Here is a 15,003-nt window from a genome sequence, read left to right as displayed (position 1 = left end):
CCACCCGCTCCGTGCCCAACAGCTCAGCAGCTCAACAGGCCCGCCGCACATAGCCCTTCGTGCCGGCGGGCCGCACGTCCATGTCACGCAGCACGATCGAGAGCCGGTCGCCCCACGCGCGGCAGGCCCCCTCGAAGTCGCCCTTGCGGTACTCCACGGCGAAGACCCGGTCGTCGTACGCCGACGCGTACGCCCGGCACTCGTCATAGGCCTGGCACTCCTCCGTCACCGCGAAGTCGAACCCGATGTCGTGGCGCTTCGGCAGGAGTTCCGCGGTGTTCTTCTGCCCGACCGCGAGCCCGGCCCCGTGCGAGCGGTCCGCGATCAGCTGGGCGAACGCGACCGCGTCCGAGGAGTCGAGCAGGCCGTCGGAGCGTTCGTAGGAGTCGAGGTTGTCCGGCTCGACGGCCTGGTAGCCGTCGTCGGCGCAGCCCCGGATCCAGCCGCCCACGATGTTCGCGAGCCGCGCGCGCTTCGTCTTCGTGGAGATGTCGAACAGCGGCTCGTGCCAGTCCTCGTCGACCACCAGCTTGCCGTCGTCGTCCCGCAGCAGCAGGTCGTCGTGGTGGGTCCGCCACCACGTCACCGCGTCGGGCTGGGCCTGGAAGGCGTTGACGTAGCAGACGTTGTAGAGCCCGCGGGCGGGTGCGTCCCCGCGGTCCCGCGAGACGGCCCGCACCCCCGCGGGCGGCTTGTACGCGCCGCCGATCTGGTAGTCGAACTGCGCGTCCGGTGTCGGCCGTTGCACGTGTGGGGAGTGGCCCCCGGACTCCGGTGACGAGCAGGCGGACACCGCGAACGCGGCGCTCAGGGCGAGGCACAGAGCCGACAGACGTCGGGAAGCCGGACGGAAGATCATCGTCGCAGCCTAGAACGAGAACCCCGCCCCCTCGTTCACAACGGCCGCCGGAAACACACCCGGTCCTGCCCCGGACCGTCGTAGTCCGTGCGCACCGCGACCCCGCCCACCTCCCGGTCACCCGGCTCCACCACGAACCCCAGCGCCCGGTGGAAGGCGATCGATCCGGCGTTCCCCGGCGACGTGATCGCCCGCACGTCCCCCCGCCCGGCCCGCTCCGCCCGCCGGAAGAACTCCTCGTACAGGCCACGGCCCACACCAGTGCCGCGCAGCGCCGGGTCGACACCCACGAAGTGGATGTACGCGGAGGTGTCGTCATCGGCGGCGTACAGGCCCACCAGGAACGCCCGGACTCCGGACGCGTCCTCCGCCACCAGGCTGGTGCCCGCGAAGAACTGGAGGAACAGGCGGGGCAGCAGCAGCGACAACTCGCGCGCCTCCTGCGGTGTGCGCGAGTCGCCCCACCACTCCTGGACCCGTCGTACGAGCAGGGGGTGGTCGCCCTCGCGGGCCGCGCGCAGCTCGGGCATCAACGTTCCTTTCGCCGGGATCCGCCGCAGACGGTTCGAACGGTCACCAAGCGGTACCGGTCGTGACGCACCTCACGCCCCGCCCCGGCACCGCCGGGAACAACCCTGCCACCCCGTCCGTTGACCAAGACGTGGACACGGATGGAACAGTGTCCCCGGGCCCTACCTATCGCCCGCAGGGAAGATCGTTCGGCTGAAGCCCTGCGGAGCCCCCCGCCGAGAGGCGACCGCCATCCGTGTCCCGCTCAAAGCCGCCCCGGCCGTGGTCCCCCGTCACGGCCGGGGCTTCCTCTTTCCCCGACCTTCCCCGACCACACTCCCGGGCCGGCGCCTAGAGTGCGCCCATGTCGCGCTTCCACGAGACCAAGCACCGGCTCGTCACCACCTTCCAGCGCCGCGTCGCCAACCCCGTGACCCGGCGCCTGCCGACCCAGGTCCTCCTGGAGACGACCGGACGCACGTCGGGGCTCGCGCGCCGCACCCCCGTGGGCGGGCGGCGTGTCGGCGGGGCCTTCTGGCTGGTCTCGGAGTTCGGGTTCAAGTCCCAGTACGTACGCAACATCCAGGCCGATCCCCGCGTCCGCGTCCGCCTGCGCGGGCAGTGGCACGGCGGCACCGCACACCTGCTGCCCGGGGACGACGCCCGCGCACGCCTGAGGTCCCTGCCCCGCCTCAACAGCGCCGCGGTGCGCGGCCTCGGTGTCGACCTGCTGACCGTCCGCGTCGACCTCGACTGACCGCGACCACTCGTCCGGACCTGGCATGATCGGGGGCATGGCAGAACGTGTGATCGCCGCGTGTGACGGCGCGTCCAAAGGAAACCCCGGGCCCGCGGCATGGGCCTGGGTCGTCGCCGACGGTGACGAGAAGCCCGTGCAGTGGGAGGCCGGCGCGCTCGGCACCGCGACGAACAACGTCGCCGAACTCACCGCCCTTGAGCGGCTGTTGAGTACGGTCGCCGCGGATGTGCCGCTCGAGGTGCGGATGGACTCGCAGTACGCGATGAAGGCGGTCACCACGTGGCTGCCCGGCTGGAAGCGCAAGGGCTGGAAGACGGCCGCGGGCAAGCCGGTCGCCAACCAGGAACTGGTGCAGCGGATCGACGCGCTGCTCGACGGCCGCGCGGTCGAGTTCAAGTACGTGCCCGCGCACCAGGTCGACGGCGACCCGCTGAACGACTTCGCGGACCGTGCCGCGAGCCAGGCCGCCGTCGCCCAGCAGGACGCGGGCAGCGCGCTCGGCTCTCCCGAGCCGCCGCCGTCCGCCCCGTCCTCGGCCAAGCCGCCGCGCGCGAAGAAGGCGGCGACCGCCAAGCGGGCCTCCTCCGGCTCCTCCTCGCGCACCCTCAAGGCGAAGTTCCCCGGCCGCTGCCGCTGCGGCCGCTCGTACGGCGCGGGTGAGGACATCGCCAAGAACCCCGACGGCTGGGGCCACCCGGAGTGCCGCACGTCGGCCTGACCGCAACCGGCACAGAGGGGCCCGGCGCACATCGCGCCGGGCCCCTCTCCATGCCCTTGCGTACTTACGTGCTCACCCGCACGTAGTCCACCACCAGCTGCTGTGGGAACTGGGTGCTGGAGTCCGGGTCGCCCGGCCAGTCCCCGCCCACGGCCAGGTTCAGAATCAAGAAGAACGGCTTCTCGAAGACCCACTGGTTGCCACCCACGTCGGCGGGGGTCCGGGTCTGGTACACCGTTCCGTCCACCGACCAGGTGATCTTGTTGGGCGTCCAGTCCACCGCGAACGTGTGGAAGTCGTCCGCGAAGGCCTGGCCGCCGGGCAGCGAGTAGCCCGCGCCGATCCCGCCGGCCCCGGAGTAGCCGGGGCCGTGGATGGTGCCGTGGACCGTGGAGGGTTCGAAGCCCACGTTCTCCATGACGTCGATCTCGCCGCAGTTGGGCCAGCCGGCCGAGCCGATGTCACTGCCCAGCATCCAGAACGCGGGCCATATGCCCTGCCCGCGCGGGATCTTCATCCGGGCCTCGACGTGGCCGTGCGTCGTCTCGAACTTCCCCGACGTGTTGAGGCGCGCCGAGGTGTACTGGCACGTCCCGTACCAGCACTGGTAGTTGGAGGGATTCTCCTTGCGTGCGGTGATGACCAGGTTGCCCTGGCCGTCGAGCGCGGCGTTGTTGTTGCCGGCCGTGTAGTACTGCCGCTCGTGGTTGCTGACGTTGTCTCCGGTCTCGGTCTGCCAATTCGAACCGTCGACCGCCGAGCCCGCGGGCCCGTCGAAGTCGTCGGAGAAGGTGACCGCCGTGGGGTGCGCGCCGTCTTCGGTGTCGGCGGCGTTCGCCGTCGGCACGAACGCGGCGGCGACGCACAGCAGGGCCGCGGCGCCCAGGGGGAGTCTGCGGCTCAGCGGGCGGAGTGAACTGCGCATGGGGCATCACATCACTTCGGGTAGGGGGTCGTGCCGTCCCGCGGCACGCCAGAAAGTGAAGGCAGGAACGCTGCGCTTGACGTGTTCCGTTCAAGGCTTGATTTAAGGGGTGGGGTCAAGGGGCGTCAAGGGGCTGCGTAAAAGTCCGTACCAGTGTTCCCGGTTAAGGTTTTCCGACGATCTTCGAGGAGATCTTCGAGGCGATCTTCGAACCAGGAGTGATGTGAGCATGCTGCGGTGCGCCGTACTCGACGACTACCAGGGCGTCGCCCGTGAACTGGCCGACTGGGACCGGTTGTCGGACCGCGTCGACGTCACGTACCTGAATCGGTATGTCGACACGCACGACGAGCTCGTCGCGCTGCTCGGCGACTGCGAGATCGTCGTCGTGATGCGTGAACGCACCCCGTTCCCCGCGGAGTTGATCGGACGCCTGCCCAAGCTGCGGCTCCTCGTCACCTCGGGCATGCGCAACGCGTCCATCGACCTCGACGCCGCGGCCGCGCACGGCGTCACCGTCTGTGGCACCGCGAGCAATCCCGAACCGCCCGTCGAGCTCACCTGGGCCCTGATCCTGGGCCTCGCCCGCGGTGTCCTCACGGAGGGCGCCAACCTGCGCGACGGCGGCCCCTGGCAGTCCACCCTCGGCGCCGACCTGCACGGCCGCCGCCTCGGCCTGCTCGGCCTCGGCAAGATCGGCGCACGGGTCGCGCGCGTCGGCGCCGCCTTCGGCATGGACGTCACGGCATGGAGCCGGAACCTGACCGCCGAACGGGCGGCAGAGGCCGGTGCCACCCTCGCCGCCTCCAAGGAAGAACTCCTCGACACCAGCGACTTCGTCTCCGTCCACCTCGTCCTGGGCGACCGCACCCGCGGCCTCCTCGGCGAGGCCGAGCTGCGCCGGATGCGCCGCACCGCCTACCTGGTCAACACCTCGCGCGCCGCGATCGTCGACCAGGAGGCGCTGCTGCGGGCGCTGCGCGAGGGCTGGATCGCCGGCGCGGGCAGCGACGTCTTCGACACCGAGCCGCTCCCGGCCGACCACCCCCTGCGCACCGCCCCGAACTTCCTGGGCCTGCCCCACCTCGGCTACGTGACGCGCCGCAACTACGAGGGCTTCTTCCAGGGCGCCGTCGAGGACATCGAGGCGTATCTGGCGGGAGGCCCGGTGCGCGTGCTCGGCTGACTCCCGCTCAGCCGCGGACGAACTCCCGCAGCTCCTCCGTGAGGTGCGGGAACTCCTCCAGTACGGCCCGCGTCGCGAACTCGTGGTCCGAGTAGTCGAATCCAGGGGTGACGACCTCCGCCACCAGGCCGTGGCGGGCGTCGTCGATCAGGTGCGAGGCCTTCCAGTGGCCGCCCGGCACCAGCAGGAAGCGCTCGTCGTCCGGGCCGAGGGTGGTGCGGTGCAGGGTGCCGTCCGGGGCGACGGTCACGTACTCCAGAGGGCCGCCGTCGATCAGGAAGTGCAGGATGTCGCTGCGGTTGCGGTGCAGCAGGCCGCTGGGCTGCCGCTCGTCGAGCAGATAGTGGATCGATGTCGCCGAGGGGCGGGGGCCGTGCGGCGTCGACAGCTCGTACGGGCTCGTGTAGACGCGGCGGAAGTAGCCGCCCTCGCCGTGGGGCTCCAGGTCCAGCTCGCCCAGCCAGTCGCGCACGGTTGCTCCTCAGGGTGGAACATGGGTGGATGATCAAGGATAAGGGGCGTGGGACGCGGATGCGGGAGGCTCGCGAGTACCGTGCGCTGTCGCCCGTGTACCCGCCGTGACCTGCAACTCCGTGGTGAATCACGGGAGTTGGCATGACAGACTGCGGGCAGGTCACACGCATCGTCCCGCCCGCACAGCGACGTTGGAGAGTTTCATGACGGCACCTGCTCCCCGGCCCCGTATCGACACCAGCCAGGCGCACCCCGCGCGGGTCTACGACTGGCTGCTCGGCGGGAAGGACAACTACCCCGTCGACGAGGCCGTCGGCGAGCAGCTGCCGCCCGAGGCGCGGGACGCGGCCCGGCAGAACCGGGAGTTCATGCACCGGGCCGCCGCCTGGCTCGCCGGGCAGGGCGTCGACCAGTACCTGGACATCGGCACCGGCATCCCGACCGCGCCGAACCTGCACCAGATCGTGCAGCGCATCGTCCCGACCGCCAAGGTCGTCTACACCGACAACGACCCGATCGTGCTGCGGCACGCCCAGGCGCTGCTCGTCAGCAGCCCCGAGGGTGCCACCGACTACATCGAGGGCGATGTCCGCGAGCCGGACGCCATCCTCGAACACGCCCGCACCGTCCTGGACTTCGACCGGCCCATCGCCCTGTCGCTGATCGCGCTGATGCACTTCATCCCGGACGACGAGGAGGCGTACGGCATCGTCTCCCGGCTGGTGTCCGAGCTCCCGCCCGGCAGCCACCTGGTGCTGTCCAACGCCTCCAGCGACATCTTCCCCGACCTGGTCGAGAAGGTCGTGGCCCAGTACACCAAGGCCGGGATCCAGCTGGGCTTCCGCACCCGTGACGGGGTGGCGCGGTTCTTCAAGGGGCTCGACCTCGTGGAGCCGGGCCTGGTGACCGCCACCGAGTGGTTCCGCGGCGAGCCCGCCCCCGCGCCGGAGCCGTCCGGCATCTACTCGGGCGTCGCCCGGATCTCCTGACTCACATGGTCGGCGGCGCGCCGTTCAGCCGGGCCGACAGCTGGTGCGCCGCCGCGACCACCGCCTCCGCGACCTGCGGGAGCGCCTCCGGCGGCAGCCGGAACACGGGCGCCGACACATTGACGGCCGCCACCACGTCGCCCCGGTGGTCGTGCACCGGGACGGCGACCGCGGTCAGGCCCGGCTCCATCTCCTCCGCCGCCACCGCGAAGCCGCGCACCCGCTCCGCCCGCAGCCGTTCCAGGACGGCCGCCGCGTCGCGGGGCGCCGCGTCCGTGCCCGGCAGCGGCGCTCCGTCCTCGGTCGTCAGGAGCGCCGCCACCTGGTCGTCCGGCAGTCCGAACAGCAGCGCGCGGCCCGCGGACGTGCAGTTCAGGGGCGAGGTGCGGCCGATCCACTCGTGCGCCTGGAGGCCGCGCGACGTGCGCTCGGTGAGCACCGTCACCACGCCGTGCCCGGACAGCACCGTCAGATAGGCCGGTTCCCCCACGCGGTGCACCAGGTCCCGCAGCACCGGCGGCGCCTCCCCGTACAGCCGCTCCTCGCCCGCCGAGGAGGCCAGTGCCAGCAGCTGCCAGCCGACGCGGTAGCGCAGCGTGCGCGGATCCCGCTCCAGGAATCCCTCCTGCGCCAGGACCTTCAGGGTCCGTGACACCTGCGTCTTCTCTTTGCCCACCGCCTGGGCCACTTCCTGTACGCCCATGGGGCCCTGCGCCAGTGCGCGCAGCACGTCCAGCGCGCGGTGCACGCTGCTCAGGTTCTCCGCTGCCATGACACTAGGCTGCCACAGCGGCGTGCGTATACAGCAACTTGCATTGTTCCATTCGCACGGACCGCTCTATGGTCGATCCACATGTGCGGAATCGCAGCCATACACAGCCATCACGGAAGTCTCGCCACCGAGTGCGCCGACGCGGCGGCGGAGGGCATGCTCGACCGGCTCGCCCACCGCGGACCCGACGACAGCGGAACCAGAACGGTCGGCGGCCACACCTGGCTCGGCCATCGGCGCCTCTCCATCGTCGACCTCGACGGCGGACACCAGCCGCTCGGCGGCGGCAACGGCGACGACGACTGGTCGCTCGTGTGCAACGGCGAGATCTACAACCACGAGGCCCTGCGTGAGGAACTGCCCGCCGAGGCGTTCGGCTCCTCGTCCGACTCGGCGGCGGCCCTCGCCGTGCTGCGCACGGACGGGCCCGCGGGCCTGCGACGCCTGCGCGGCATGTGGGCGCTGTGCGCGGCCACCCCGGGCGGCCGGTTCGTCGTCGCCCGCGACGCCATCGGCGTCAAGCCGCTGTACTGGGCGCGCACGGAGACCGCCGTGCACTTCGCCTCCGAACTGCGCGCCTTCGACCCCGACGTACAGCCCGCCGCCGAGATCTTCCCTCCCGGACACCGGTGGACGCCCGAGGGCGGTCTGCGCCGGTTCGCGGAGCCGGTTCCCGACGTGACCGACACCTGGGGCGGCGTGCCCGAGCAGGTCGTCGAGAAGGCCACCTTCGAAGCCGTCGCCGACTCCGTCCGCCGGCACCTGATGGCGGACGTCGAGGTCGGCGTGTTCCTCTCGGGCGGGCTCGACTCCAGTCTCGTCGCCGCGGTCGCCGCCGACGAGTACGCCCGCCAGGGACGCCGCCTCAAGACCTTCGCCGTCGGCACGGAGGACTCCCCGGACCTGCTCGCCGCGCGGGACGCCGCCGCGTTCCTGGGCACCGAGCACCACGAGGCGGTGCTCGACCCCGAGGCCGCGGCGCGGGCGCTCGACGAGGTGGTCGGGTGCGTGGAGTCCTTCGACGCCAGCCTCATCCGCAGCGCCGTCCCGAACTGGTTCCTGTCCGAACTCGCCTCCCGGCACGTCAAGGCCGTCCTCACCGGCGAGGGCGCCGACGAACTCTTCGCCGGATACGGCTACTACCACGAGCGGCACGCCGCCCCCGACGCGCTGGACGCCGAACTGCGCCGCACCATAGGCGCGTTGCACGGCCTCAATCTCCAGCGCTGCGACCGCGTCACCATGGCCCACGGCCTGGAGGCACGTGTGCCGTTCCTCGACCGGGACGTCATCGCGCACGCCATGTCACTGCCCGCGCCACTCAAGGCACTGGAGGCGGACGGCATGGAGAAGGGACACCTGCGGCGCGCCTTCGCGGGCCTGCTCCCCGAGCGTCTGTTGTGGCGGCGCAAGGAGCAGTTCGGCACGGGCAGCGGCGCGGAGAGCGTCCTGAGCCCGCTGTGGGACAGCCGCATCACGGACGAGGAGTTCGCGAAGGCGAGCGCCGAGGACGGGGCACCCGAACTGCGCAGCAAGGAGGAGCTCGGCTACTACCGGACGTTCCGTGCCGCGCTGCCGGGCGTCCGCCCGGAGGCGGTGCTCACCCGGTTCGCGACGGCGTAGCCCTTACGAGAGCTGGGAGCGGGCCGCGGCGACCGCCTGCTCGGCGTAGCCGCGGCCGAAGAGCACCGTGTGCACCAGGAGCGGGAAGAGCTGGTGGAGCGGGACGCGGTCGCGCCAGCCGGCGGCGAGCGGCGCGGCCCGCTGGTAGCCGTCGAGGATCCGGTCCAGGTGCGGCGCGCCGAACAGGTGCAGCATCGCCAGGTCGGTCTCGCGGTGCCCGCCGTGCGCGGCCGGGTCGATGAGCCGGGCCGCGCCGTCCGCGCCCCACAGCAGGTTGCCGTTCCACAGGTCGCCGTGCAGGCGGGCGGGCGGCTCGGCGGGGCCCGCGAGTTCGGGCAGCCGCTCGCAGACGCTCTCGACCGGTTTCGCCTCGGCGGGGGAGAGGGTGCCGGCGTCGACGGCCTCGCGCAGGTACGGCAGCACCCGGTGGGCGGCGTACCAGCGCGGCCAGTCGTCGCCCGGCACATTGCGCATGGGGGCGAGCCCGATGTACGCGTCCGTCGGCCCTTCGGGCGGCGCCGCGCCGAACGCCGGGGCTCCGGCGCCGTGCAGCCGCGCGAGGTCCGTGCCGAACCGCTCGGCGGCGTCCGGGCTCGGCCGCCCCTCCTCGACCCGGTCGACGACCAGACACCGGTCGTCCGAGCCGTGCACCGCGGGCACCGCCACCGCGTCGGCCGCCGCGAGCCACCGCAGCCCGGCCGCCTCCGCACGCACCGCCGCGGGGGTGTCGGCGTGTTTCACCACGACCACGCGGCCGTCGTCGAGGGTGATCTCGGCAAGGTGGGCGGAGCGGCGGCGCTCGGCGGTGGCCGGGCGGCCGGTGAAGCGGGTCGCGGCGGCTGCGGATTCCGACATGACTCCAGCGTAGGACGGCCGCGCGAGCGTTGACGTGACGCGTGGCCCGCTGGTCTGCTGCGTTGATCAACGCGGGGTGTGGCCCCGGTCGACGTACGGAACGAGGCGAACGCGGATGAATACCACGGCAGTTGCTCCCGTCCTGGTCGTGCAGAACACCAGGAGCGGCGGCCCCGGCCGGGTCGGTGACTGGCTGCGCGAGGCGGGGCTCGCGGTCGAGGTGCTGCGCCCGTACGAGGGTGAGGCGCTGCCGGAGGCGCTCGACGACAGGCCGCTGCTGGTGCTGGGTGGTGGTTTCCTGCCGGACGACGACGCACGCGCGCCCTGGCTGCCCGCCACCCGCAGCCTCGCCGCGCAGGCCCTCGACGGCGGCACACCCGTCCTCGGCATCTGCCTCGGCGGTCAGCTGCTCGCCCATGTCGCGGGTGGCCGCGTGCGGGGGAGTCACGGTCGGCCCGAGTACGGCAGCACGCGGATACGGCTGCGGCCCGAGGCCGCCGATGACCCGCTGCTGCACGGGCTCGGCGACACGGTTCCCGCGATCGAGCGGCACGTCGACCAGATCACCGAACTGCCGCCGGGTGCCGTCTGGCTCGCGTCCACCGAGGCCTGCCCGCACCAGGCGTTCCGGGTGGGGGAGCGGGCCTGGGGCGTCCAGTTTCACCCCGAGGCGGAGGCCGAGCGGATCGCCGGATGGGATCCCGAGCCCCTGGCCCGGCAGGGCTTCGACCGGGATCGGCTGCACGACGCGGCGGTGGCCGACGAGGGCGCGGCCGTCGCGGCGTGGTCCGAGGTCACGCGGAGGTTCGCTCGGGTGTGCGCGACGATGCCGTGACCGGCTTGGCGGCGGCCGGGGTGGCCCCGCGCCGCGTCAGGGACGTGACGACGGTGGTGAGCACGCCCGCGAGCAGCCCCCAGAACGCGGACCCGATGCCGAGCAGGGTCACCCCGGAGGCGGTCGCGAGGAAGGTGACGACGGCCGCCTCCCGGGACTTGGGGTCGGACAGCGCCCCGGCCAGGGCCGACTCGATCGTGGCGAGCATGCCCACCCCGGCGACCGCCAGGACAAGCGCGTGCGGCATCGCGGCGAGCAGCGAGGCCACCGTCGCTCCGAGCAGGCCGACACACAGGTAGAAGACACCCGCCCACACGGCCGCGAGATAGCGCCGCTCGCGGTCGGGGTGCGCCTCTTCGCCGGTGCAGATCGCGGCGGTCAGCGCCGCGAGGTTGAGGCCGAACGCCCCGAACGGCGCGAGCACCGCCTGCGCGACGCCGGTCCAGGTCAGGACGGGCGAGATGGGCACCTCGTAGCCGGAGGTGCGCAGCACGGCGACACCCGGCAGGTTCTGCGAGGCCATGGTGACCACGAACAGCGGCACACCGACGCTGATGAGCACCTTCCAGTCGAGCTCCGGAGTCGTGAACACCGGCTGCGCGAGCGACAGTTGCACCTGCTCCAGATGCCAGCCGCCGGTGAGGACGGAGGCCACCACACCCCCGGCGAGCGCGACGACCACCGCGTAGCGCGGCAGCAGCCGGCGGGCGAGCAGATACAGCGCGAACACCGGGAACGCGATCCCGAAGTGCCCGCCCATCTGCGTGAAGAGCCCCGTCCCGAAGTCCAGGAGCACGCCCGCGAGCAGCGCGGAGGCGAGCGGCACCGGGATCCGGTCCATGAGCCGCGCGAACCACCCGGTCAGGCCGCTCACCACGGTCAGCACGGCACTGAACACGAACGCGCCCACGGCCTTCTCCATGGACACCCCGCTCAGGCTCGTGGCGAGGAGCGCGGCCCCCGGCGTCGACCACGAGGTGAGTACGGGCGCCTTGTTGCGCAGCGACAGGCCCACGGTGGTGACGGCGATGCCGACGCCGAGTGCCAGCATCCACGAGGACACCTCCCGCGCGTCCGCCCCCGCGGTCCGCGCCGCGGTGAACACGATGGCGGCCGCGCTGGTCACACCGACGGTGGTCGCGATGAGCCCCGCCGCCACGGCCGAGGGTGGTGCGAAGGCGCGTATGCGGGCGAGCGAGGGCATGCGGGTGTCACTTCCGAAAGTCAGGAGAGGGCAGGATGGTGTGAGCGTACGGAGCGTTCCATAAACGGAACGTTCTGTTTGTGGAACACTAAGGACACGGGTGGCGACACGTCAACACGCGCCGACGGGCGCGGGAGGGGGCCGGGCGATGGGGCTTGGTGACGAAGTGGGGCGCAGGCTGAAACGGCTGCGCGAGGACAGCGGCCTGTCCCTGTCCGAACTCGCGCGCCGCTCGGGCGTCGGCAAGGGCACCCTCTCCGAACTCGAGACCGGCCGCCGCAACCCCACCCTCGAAACCCTCTACGCCCTGACCACCGAGCTGGGCCGCCCACTGAGCGCGGTCCTGGACGACCCCGCGCCGGGCGTGGGCGCGAGCGCGGCCGGTGTCTCCGGGAGCGCGGTCACCGCCGTGCTGATCGAGCGGTACGAGGACGCGGGCGCGGCCACCGACGTCTTCCGCGTCACCATCGCGGAGGGTGCGACCCAGGAGTCCGCGGCACACGTCCCGCGCACCACGGAGAGCCTGATGGTGCTCTCCGGGACGGCCGTCGTCGGCCCGCCGGACGCGCCCACGACCGCGGGGCCCGGCGGTCACGCCCAGTGGGCGGCGGACGCCCCGCACATCTACGGCGCACCGGACGGCGAGGTCCAGGGGATCCTGTTCGTCCGCTACCCGAAAACCGGCTGATATTCGGCGTCAGGCGGCGTGCGGAGCCTGCGACGGGCCGGTGTCGCGCAGCTCCGAGACATCGATCGAGTCGTCCGCGGACGGGGTCTTCTTCGGCACCGGCTTGCCGTAGTCGGTCAGCGTCATCGACAGGGACTCACCGGAGTCCTTCTCGGTGGCGCGCACCAGGCGGTGCGGCTCGTCGGCGGTGACGTAGAGGGTGATGCGCCCCTTGGTTTCACCGGAAGGGGTCAGCGGCACCACCTCGGTGCCCGCCACCTTCTTCTGGTCGCCCTTCGTGAGCTCGTCCTTGGTGGCACGGTCCGATCCGTCCTTGAGGCGCTCGCGGAACGCGTCGAGGTCGCAGGTGCCGGAAAGCCCGTCGAGCATCGGGTCGTCGGTGGAGCCGTGCACATACCGGTCGCCGATCAACTGGGCGGCCAAGTCGCCGCTGCGGCCCGGCAGTTGAGTCTTCCAGAATGTGGCGTCCGGCTTCACCCACACCTCGTCGCCGCGCTTCACGAGGTCGACGGTGCCGCCCTTGGCGCCGCCGGTGCCCATACGGAGCCTGCCCGTGCAGTCGCCGTTCTCGTCGAGCCGCAGATCGACCAGCGCCGGGGTGCGGGCGTCCTTGTCGTCCGATCCGTTCTTCATCGTCAGATGCAGGGACTTGGCGTCCAGGAGCTCCTTCTTCGCCGCGTCGGCCAGCTCCTGCGCGCTCCTGTCCTTGGCGTCGCCGTCGTCGGCCACGGCGGGTCCCGCGGAGAGCAGGCTCGCGCACACGAATGCCGCGGCGACGGGTGCGCGGGCGGCCCGGTGCAGCCGGGTCGTGGTCGGTCCGGCCATGACGCCACCTCGCCTTCATGGACGCGTCGCGCGTCCGAAACACCCACAAATTCTACGTTCTGTGCGGTGTGGGTGTCCTGCGCGGAGTGCCCTGGCCCTCGTCCGCTGCTCGCCGTGCCCGTCAGCCGTCCTTGCCGCACACCCGCAGCCCCACCGGCGTCCCGCAGGGAAGGTGACCGTGGGTGGCGACGACGCCCTTGCCCGTGCCGTTGTCGACGGCGTACGCGAGGAAGCCGGCGGCGAGCGAGTCCGTCGGCGGGCGGCCGTAGGTGTACGCGTACTCGATCTCGCGGTACGGGTAGCCGCCCGCGTCGATCCGGTCCGGGTCCGGGGTGTGGCCGTCGAGGGTGAGGCGGTGCAGACCCTTCGGCGCGTCCGGCGGCGACGCCGCGCGCAGCTCGCTGTAGCCGAGGGCGCCGGGGGTGCGGGCCACGGTGTCGAGGACCTGTTCCGTCGAGTCCAGTTCGCAGCGCAGGACGCGCGCGCCGGTGCGGGCCGTGCGGTTGACGCAGTCGTCCGAGGACGCGGGCGGCTCGTCCGCATCCGCGAGCACCCGTGCCGTGAGGGCTGACCGGGTGCCCGAGCCGGAGGTGCGGCCGACCAGGACGACCGGCAGCTCCGGCCCGCCCAACTGCGACCAGTTGCGGATCTCGCCCCGGTAGACGCGCCGTACGTCGGCCACGGACAGGTCGGTGAGACGGACGTCGTCGTGCGCGACGAGCGTGAACAGGGACACCGCGATGCGGCTCTCGCTCAGCCGCGTGTAGCTCGCCGGGCGGGGCCCGTCGGAGAACGCGATGACCCCCGCGGCGCTGCCCGACTCCTCGCCGGACAGGGCGAGTTCACGCACCCCGGTACGGCTGCCGCGCGCCGCGACCGTGATCCGCGGCTCGTCCCCGCAGTGACCGCGGTACTTCTCCGCCAACTCCTTCAGCACCGGGGCGAACGCCGTGGACCCGGTCAGCCGCAGCCTGCCCGATTCGCAGTCGTCCGGCAGCGGTGAGGGGGTGAGCAGCGGCAGGGTGGCCGCCGCGATCAGGGCGACGCCGAGCGTGACGGTGGTCCAGCGGGCCCGGCCGCTGAACACCGGAGGCTTCTCGTCCGGCGTGAGGCTGTGGTTCTCGTGCAGCGTGCCGTCCTTGATGTCACCGGTGACGGCGACCTTGTCCCCTTCGCCGCCGCCCGTGAGCAGCACCAGGATCTTGTAGTACGCGCCCGGCTTCAGGGGGACCTTCGGGATGCGGAGCCTGCCGGGCGACTCGATGAGCAGTCCCGGTCGTCGCTCGAAGTAGCCCGACAGGTTGGAGTGTTCCTCGGGCAGGGTGACATCCAGCGCCTGAATGCTGCGCCCGGTGAACTCTGCGGTGAGCCCGTACCGCTCCGACGCGTCGATGTAGTCGCCCGTGTCGACGTGCCGCGAGCCGTCGTTCTCGATCCGCAGCAGCACGAGGGTGGCGTCGCGCATCTCGGGCAGGTCGGTGAAGAGCCCGAGCCGCGCGTCGCCGGCGCCCGTCTGGCCGTTGTGCCCTATGGCGATGTCCATCTGCTTGCGGAATCCGACCCGCCTGCTGCGCCGCGCGCGCCGGTCGGCGACGAACGGCGTGACGATGGACACCACGCCGATCAGCAGCCCCACGGCGGTGAAGGCGATCTCCAGCCATCCCATGTGCGGGACGGTACGGACCCGCCGGGCCGGGCGACGGGTCCGGTCGCCGGGCTTCGCCAACTGTTCGTCGTCCGTTCAAGGTTCCCGTCAGGAACCGGTCGTCGAACCGGGCCG

At 72.2% G+C, this 15,003-nt stretch carries 16 protein-coding genes; 7 read left to right on the top strand and 9 right to left on the bottom strand.

All coding sequences use genetic code 11. The features are described 5' to 3' along the window. Window positions 1–31 precede the first annotated feature (31 nt). Both ACNYS0_RS00925 and ACNYS0_RS00920 read right to left on the bottom strand, forming a co-directional pair. Window positions 32–859 carry an endo alpha-1,4 polygalactosaminidase gene (locus tag ACNYS0_RS00925; RefSeq protein ID WP_422470674.1) on the bottom strand — a complete coding sequence of 276 codons (828 nt, stop codon included), beginning with the start codon at window positions 857–859 and terminating at the stop codon, window positions 32–34. A 35-nt stretch (window positions 860–894) separates the two neighbouring features. Next, window positions 895–1,389, bottom strand: a complete 495-nt coding sequence (locus ACNYS0_RS00920; protein WP_422470673.1) for a GNAT family N-acetyltransferase — start codon at window positions 1,387–1,389, stop codon at window positions 895–897. 344 nt (window positions 1,390–1,733) lie between these two features. On the opposite strand from ACNYS0_RS00920, the gene ACNYS0_RS00915 reads away from it, so the two are divergent. Together ACNYS0_RS00915 and ACNYS0_RS00910 are read left to right on the top strand one after the other, a co-directional pair. Continuing rightward, window positions 1,734–2,126 (top strand): nitroreductase/quinone reductase family protein, encoded by a 393-nt coding sequence (locus ACNYS0_RS00915; protein ID WP_422470672.1) that lies wholly within the window; start codon window positions 1,734–1,736, stop codon window positions 2,124–2,126. Between the two features lie 25 nt (window positions 2,127–2,151). Further along, window positions 2,152–2,847 carry a ribonuclease H family protein gene (locus ACNYS0_RS00910; protein WP_422470671.1) on the top strand — a complete coding sequence of 232 codons (696 nt, stop codon included), beginning with the start codon at window positions 2,152–2,154 and terminating at the stop codon, window positions 2,845–2,847. Between the two features lie 64 nt (window positions 2,848–2,911). Here the strand turns inward: ACNYS0_RS00910 and ACNYS0_RS00905 are convergent, their stop codons facing one another. After that, window positions 2,912–3,772 (bottom strand): glycoside hydrolase family 16 protein, encoded by an 861-nt coding sequence (locus ACNYS0_RS00905; RefSeq protein WP_422470670.1) that lies wholly within the window; start codon window positions 3,770–3,772, stop codon window positions 2,912–2,914. 229 nt (window positions 3,773–4,001) lie between these two features. Between ACNYS0_RS00905 and ACNYS0_RS00900 the strand changes: the two genes are divergently transcribed. Next, complete coding sequence (locus tag ACNYS0_RS00900) at window positions 4,002–4,958, top strand: D-2-hydroxyacid dehydrogenase family protein (RefSeq protein ID WP_422482396.1); 957 nt, start codon at window positions 4,002–4,004, stop codon at window positions 4,956–4,958. 7 nt (window positions 4,959–4,965) lie between these two features. On the opposite strand, the gene ACNYS0_RS00895 is transcribed toward ACNYS0_RS00900, so the two are convergent. Beyond that, complete coding sequence (locus ACNYS0_RS00895) at window positions 4,966–5,430, bottom strand: cupin domain-containing protein (protein WP_422470669.1); 465 nt, start codon at window positions 5,428–5,430, stop codon at window positions 4,966–4,968. A gap of 205 nt (window positions 5,431–5,635) precedes the next feature. Between ACNYS0_RS00895 and ACNYS0_RS00890 the strand changes: the two genes are divergently transcribed. Further along, the gene (locus ACNYS0_RS00890) at window positions 5,636–6,421 is read left to right on the top strand and encodes an SAM-dependent methyltransferase (RefSeq protein WP_422470668.1); all 786 of its coding nucleotides are present in this window, start codon (window positions 5,636–5,638) and stop codon (window positions 6,419–6,421) included. Window position 6,422: 1 nt separating this feature from the next. On the opposite strand, the gene ACNYS0_RS00885 is transcribed toward ACNYS0_RS00890, so the two are convergent. Next, a complete protein-coding gene (locus ACNYS0_RS00885; RefSeq protein ID WP_422470667.1) occupies window positions 6,423–7,193 on the bottom strand; it encodes an IclR family transcriptional regulator in 771 nt (256 codons plus the stop codon). Between the two features lie 81 nt (window positions 7,194–7,274). Here ACNYS0_RS00885 and asnB point away from each other — a divergent pair, with 81 nt between their 5' ends. Then, window positions 7,275–8,816, top strand: a complete 1,542-nt coding sequence (gene asnB, locus ACNYS0_RS00880; RefSeq protein ID WP_422470666.1) for an asparagine synthase (glutamine-hydrolyzing) — start codon at window positions 7,275–7,277, stop codon at window positions 8,814–8,816. A 3-nt stretch (window positions 8,817–8,819) separates the two neighbouring features. On the opposite strand, the gene ACNYS0_RS00875 is transcribed toward asnB, so the two are convergent. Next, window positions 8,820–9,671 carry a fructosamine kinase family protein gene (locus tag ACNYS0_RS00875; RefSeq protein ID WP_422470665.1) on the bottom strand — a complete coding sequence of 284 codons (852 nt, stop codon included), beginning with the start codon at window positions 9,669–9,671 and terminating at the stop codon, window positions 8,820–8,822. Window positions 9,672–9,786: 115 nt separating this feature from the next. On the opposite strand from ACNYS0_RS00875, the gene ACNYS0_RS00870 reads away from it, so the two are divergent. Then, window positions 9,787–10,506, top strand: a complete 720-nt coding sequence (locus ACNYS0_RS00870) for a type 1 glutamine amidotransferase (protein WP_422470664.1) — start codon at window positions 9,787–9,789, stop codon at window positions 10,504–10,506. Here ACNYS0_RS00870 and ACNYS0_RS00865 read toward each other — a convergent pair. After that, window positions 10,466–11,710, bottom strand: a complete 1,245-nt coding sequence (locus tag ACNYS0_RS00865) for a benzoate/H(+) symporter BenE family transporter (RefSeq protein ID WP_422470663.1) — start codon at window positions 11,708–11,710, stop codon at window positions 10,466–10,468. The two genes, ACNYS0_RS00870 and ACNYS0_RS00865, sit on opposite strands and share 41 nt — an antisense overlap. Window positions 11,711–11,858: 148 nt before the next feature. Between ACNYS0_RS00865 and ACNYS0_RS00860 the strand changes: the two genes are divergently transcribed. Next, window positions 11,859–12,398 (top strand): helix-turn-helix domain-containing protein, encoded by a 540-nt coding sequence (locus tag ACNYS0_RS00860; RefSeq protein ID WP_422470662.1) that lies wholly within the window; start codon window positions 11,859–11,861, stop codon window positions 12,396–12,398. A 9-nt stretch (window positions 12,399–12,407) separates the two neighbouring features. Here the strand turns inward: ACNYS0_RS00860 and ACNYS0_RS00855 are convergent, their stop codons facing one another. Beyond that, window positions 12,408–13,223 carry a LolA-like protein gene (locus ACNYS0_RS00855; protein WP_422470661.1) on the bottom strand — a complete coding sequence of 272 codons (816 nt, stop codon included), beginning with the start codon at window positions 13,221–13,223 and terminating at the stop codon, window positions 12,408–12,410. Between the two features lie 121 nt (window positions 13,224–13,344). Then, window positions 13,345–14,889, bottom strand: a complete 1,545-nt coding sequence (locus tag ACNYS0_RS00850; protein ID WP_422470660.1) for a PstS family phosphate ABC transporter substrate-binding protein — start codon at window positions 14,887–14,889, stop codon at window positions 13,345–13,347. Window positions 14,890–15,003: the final 114 nt, after the last annotated feature.

The sequence above is a fragment of the Streptomyces anthophorae genome, assembly GCF_049310305.1.
Lineage (GTDB): Bacteria > Actinomycetota > Actinomycetes > Streptomycetales > Streptomycetaceae > Streptomyces.
Note: the sequence above shows the minus strand (reverse complement) of the source record. Positions and strands in the feature narration are given on the sequence as shown.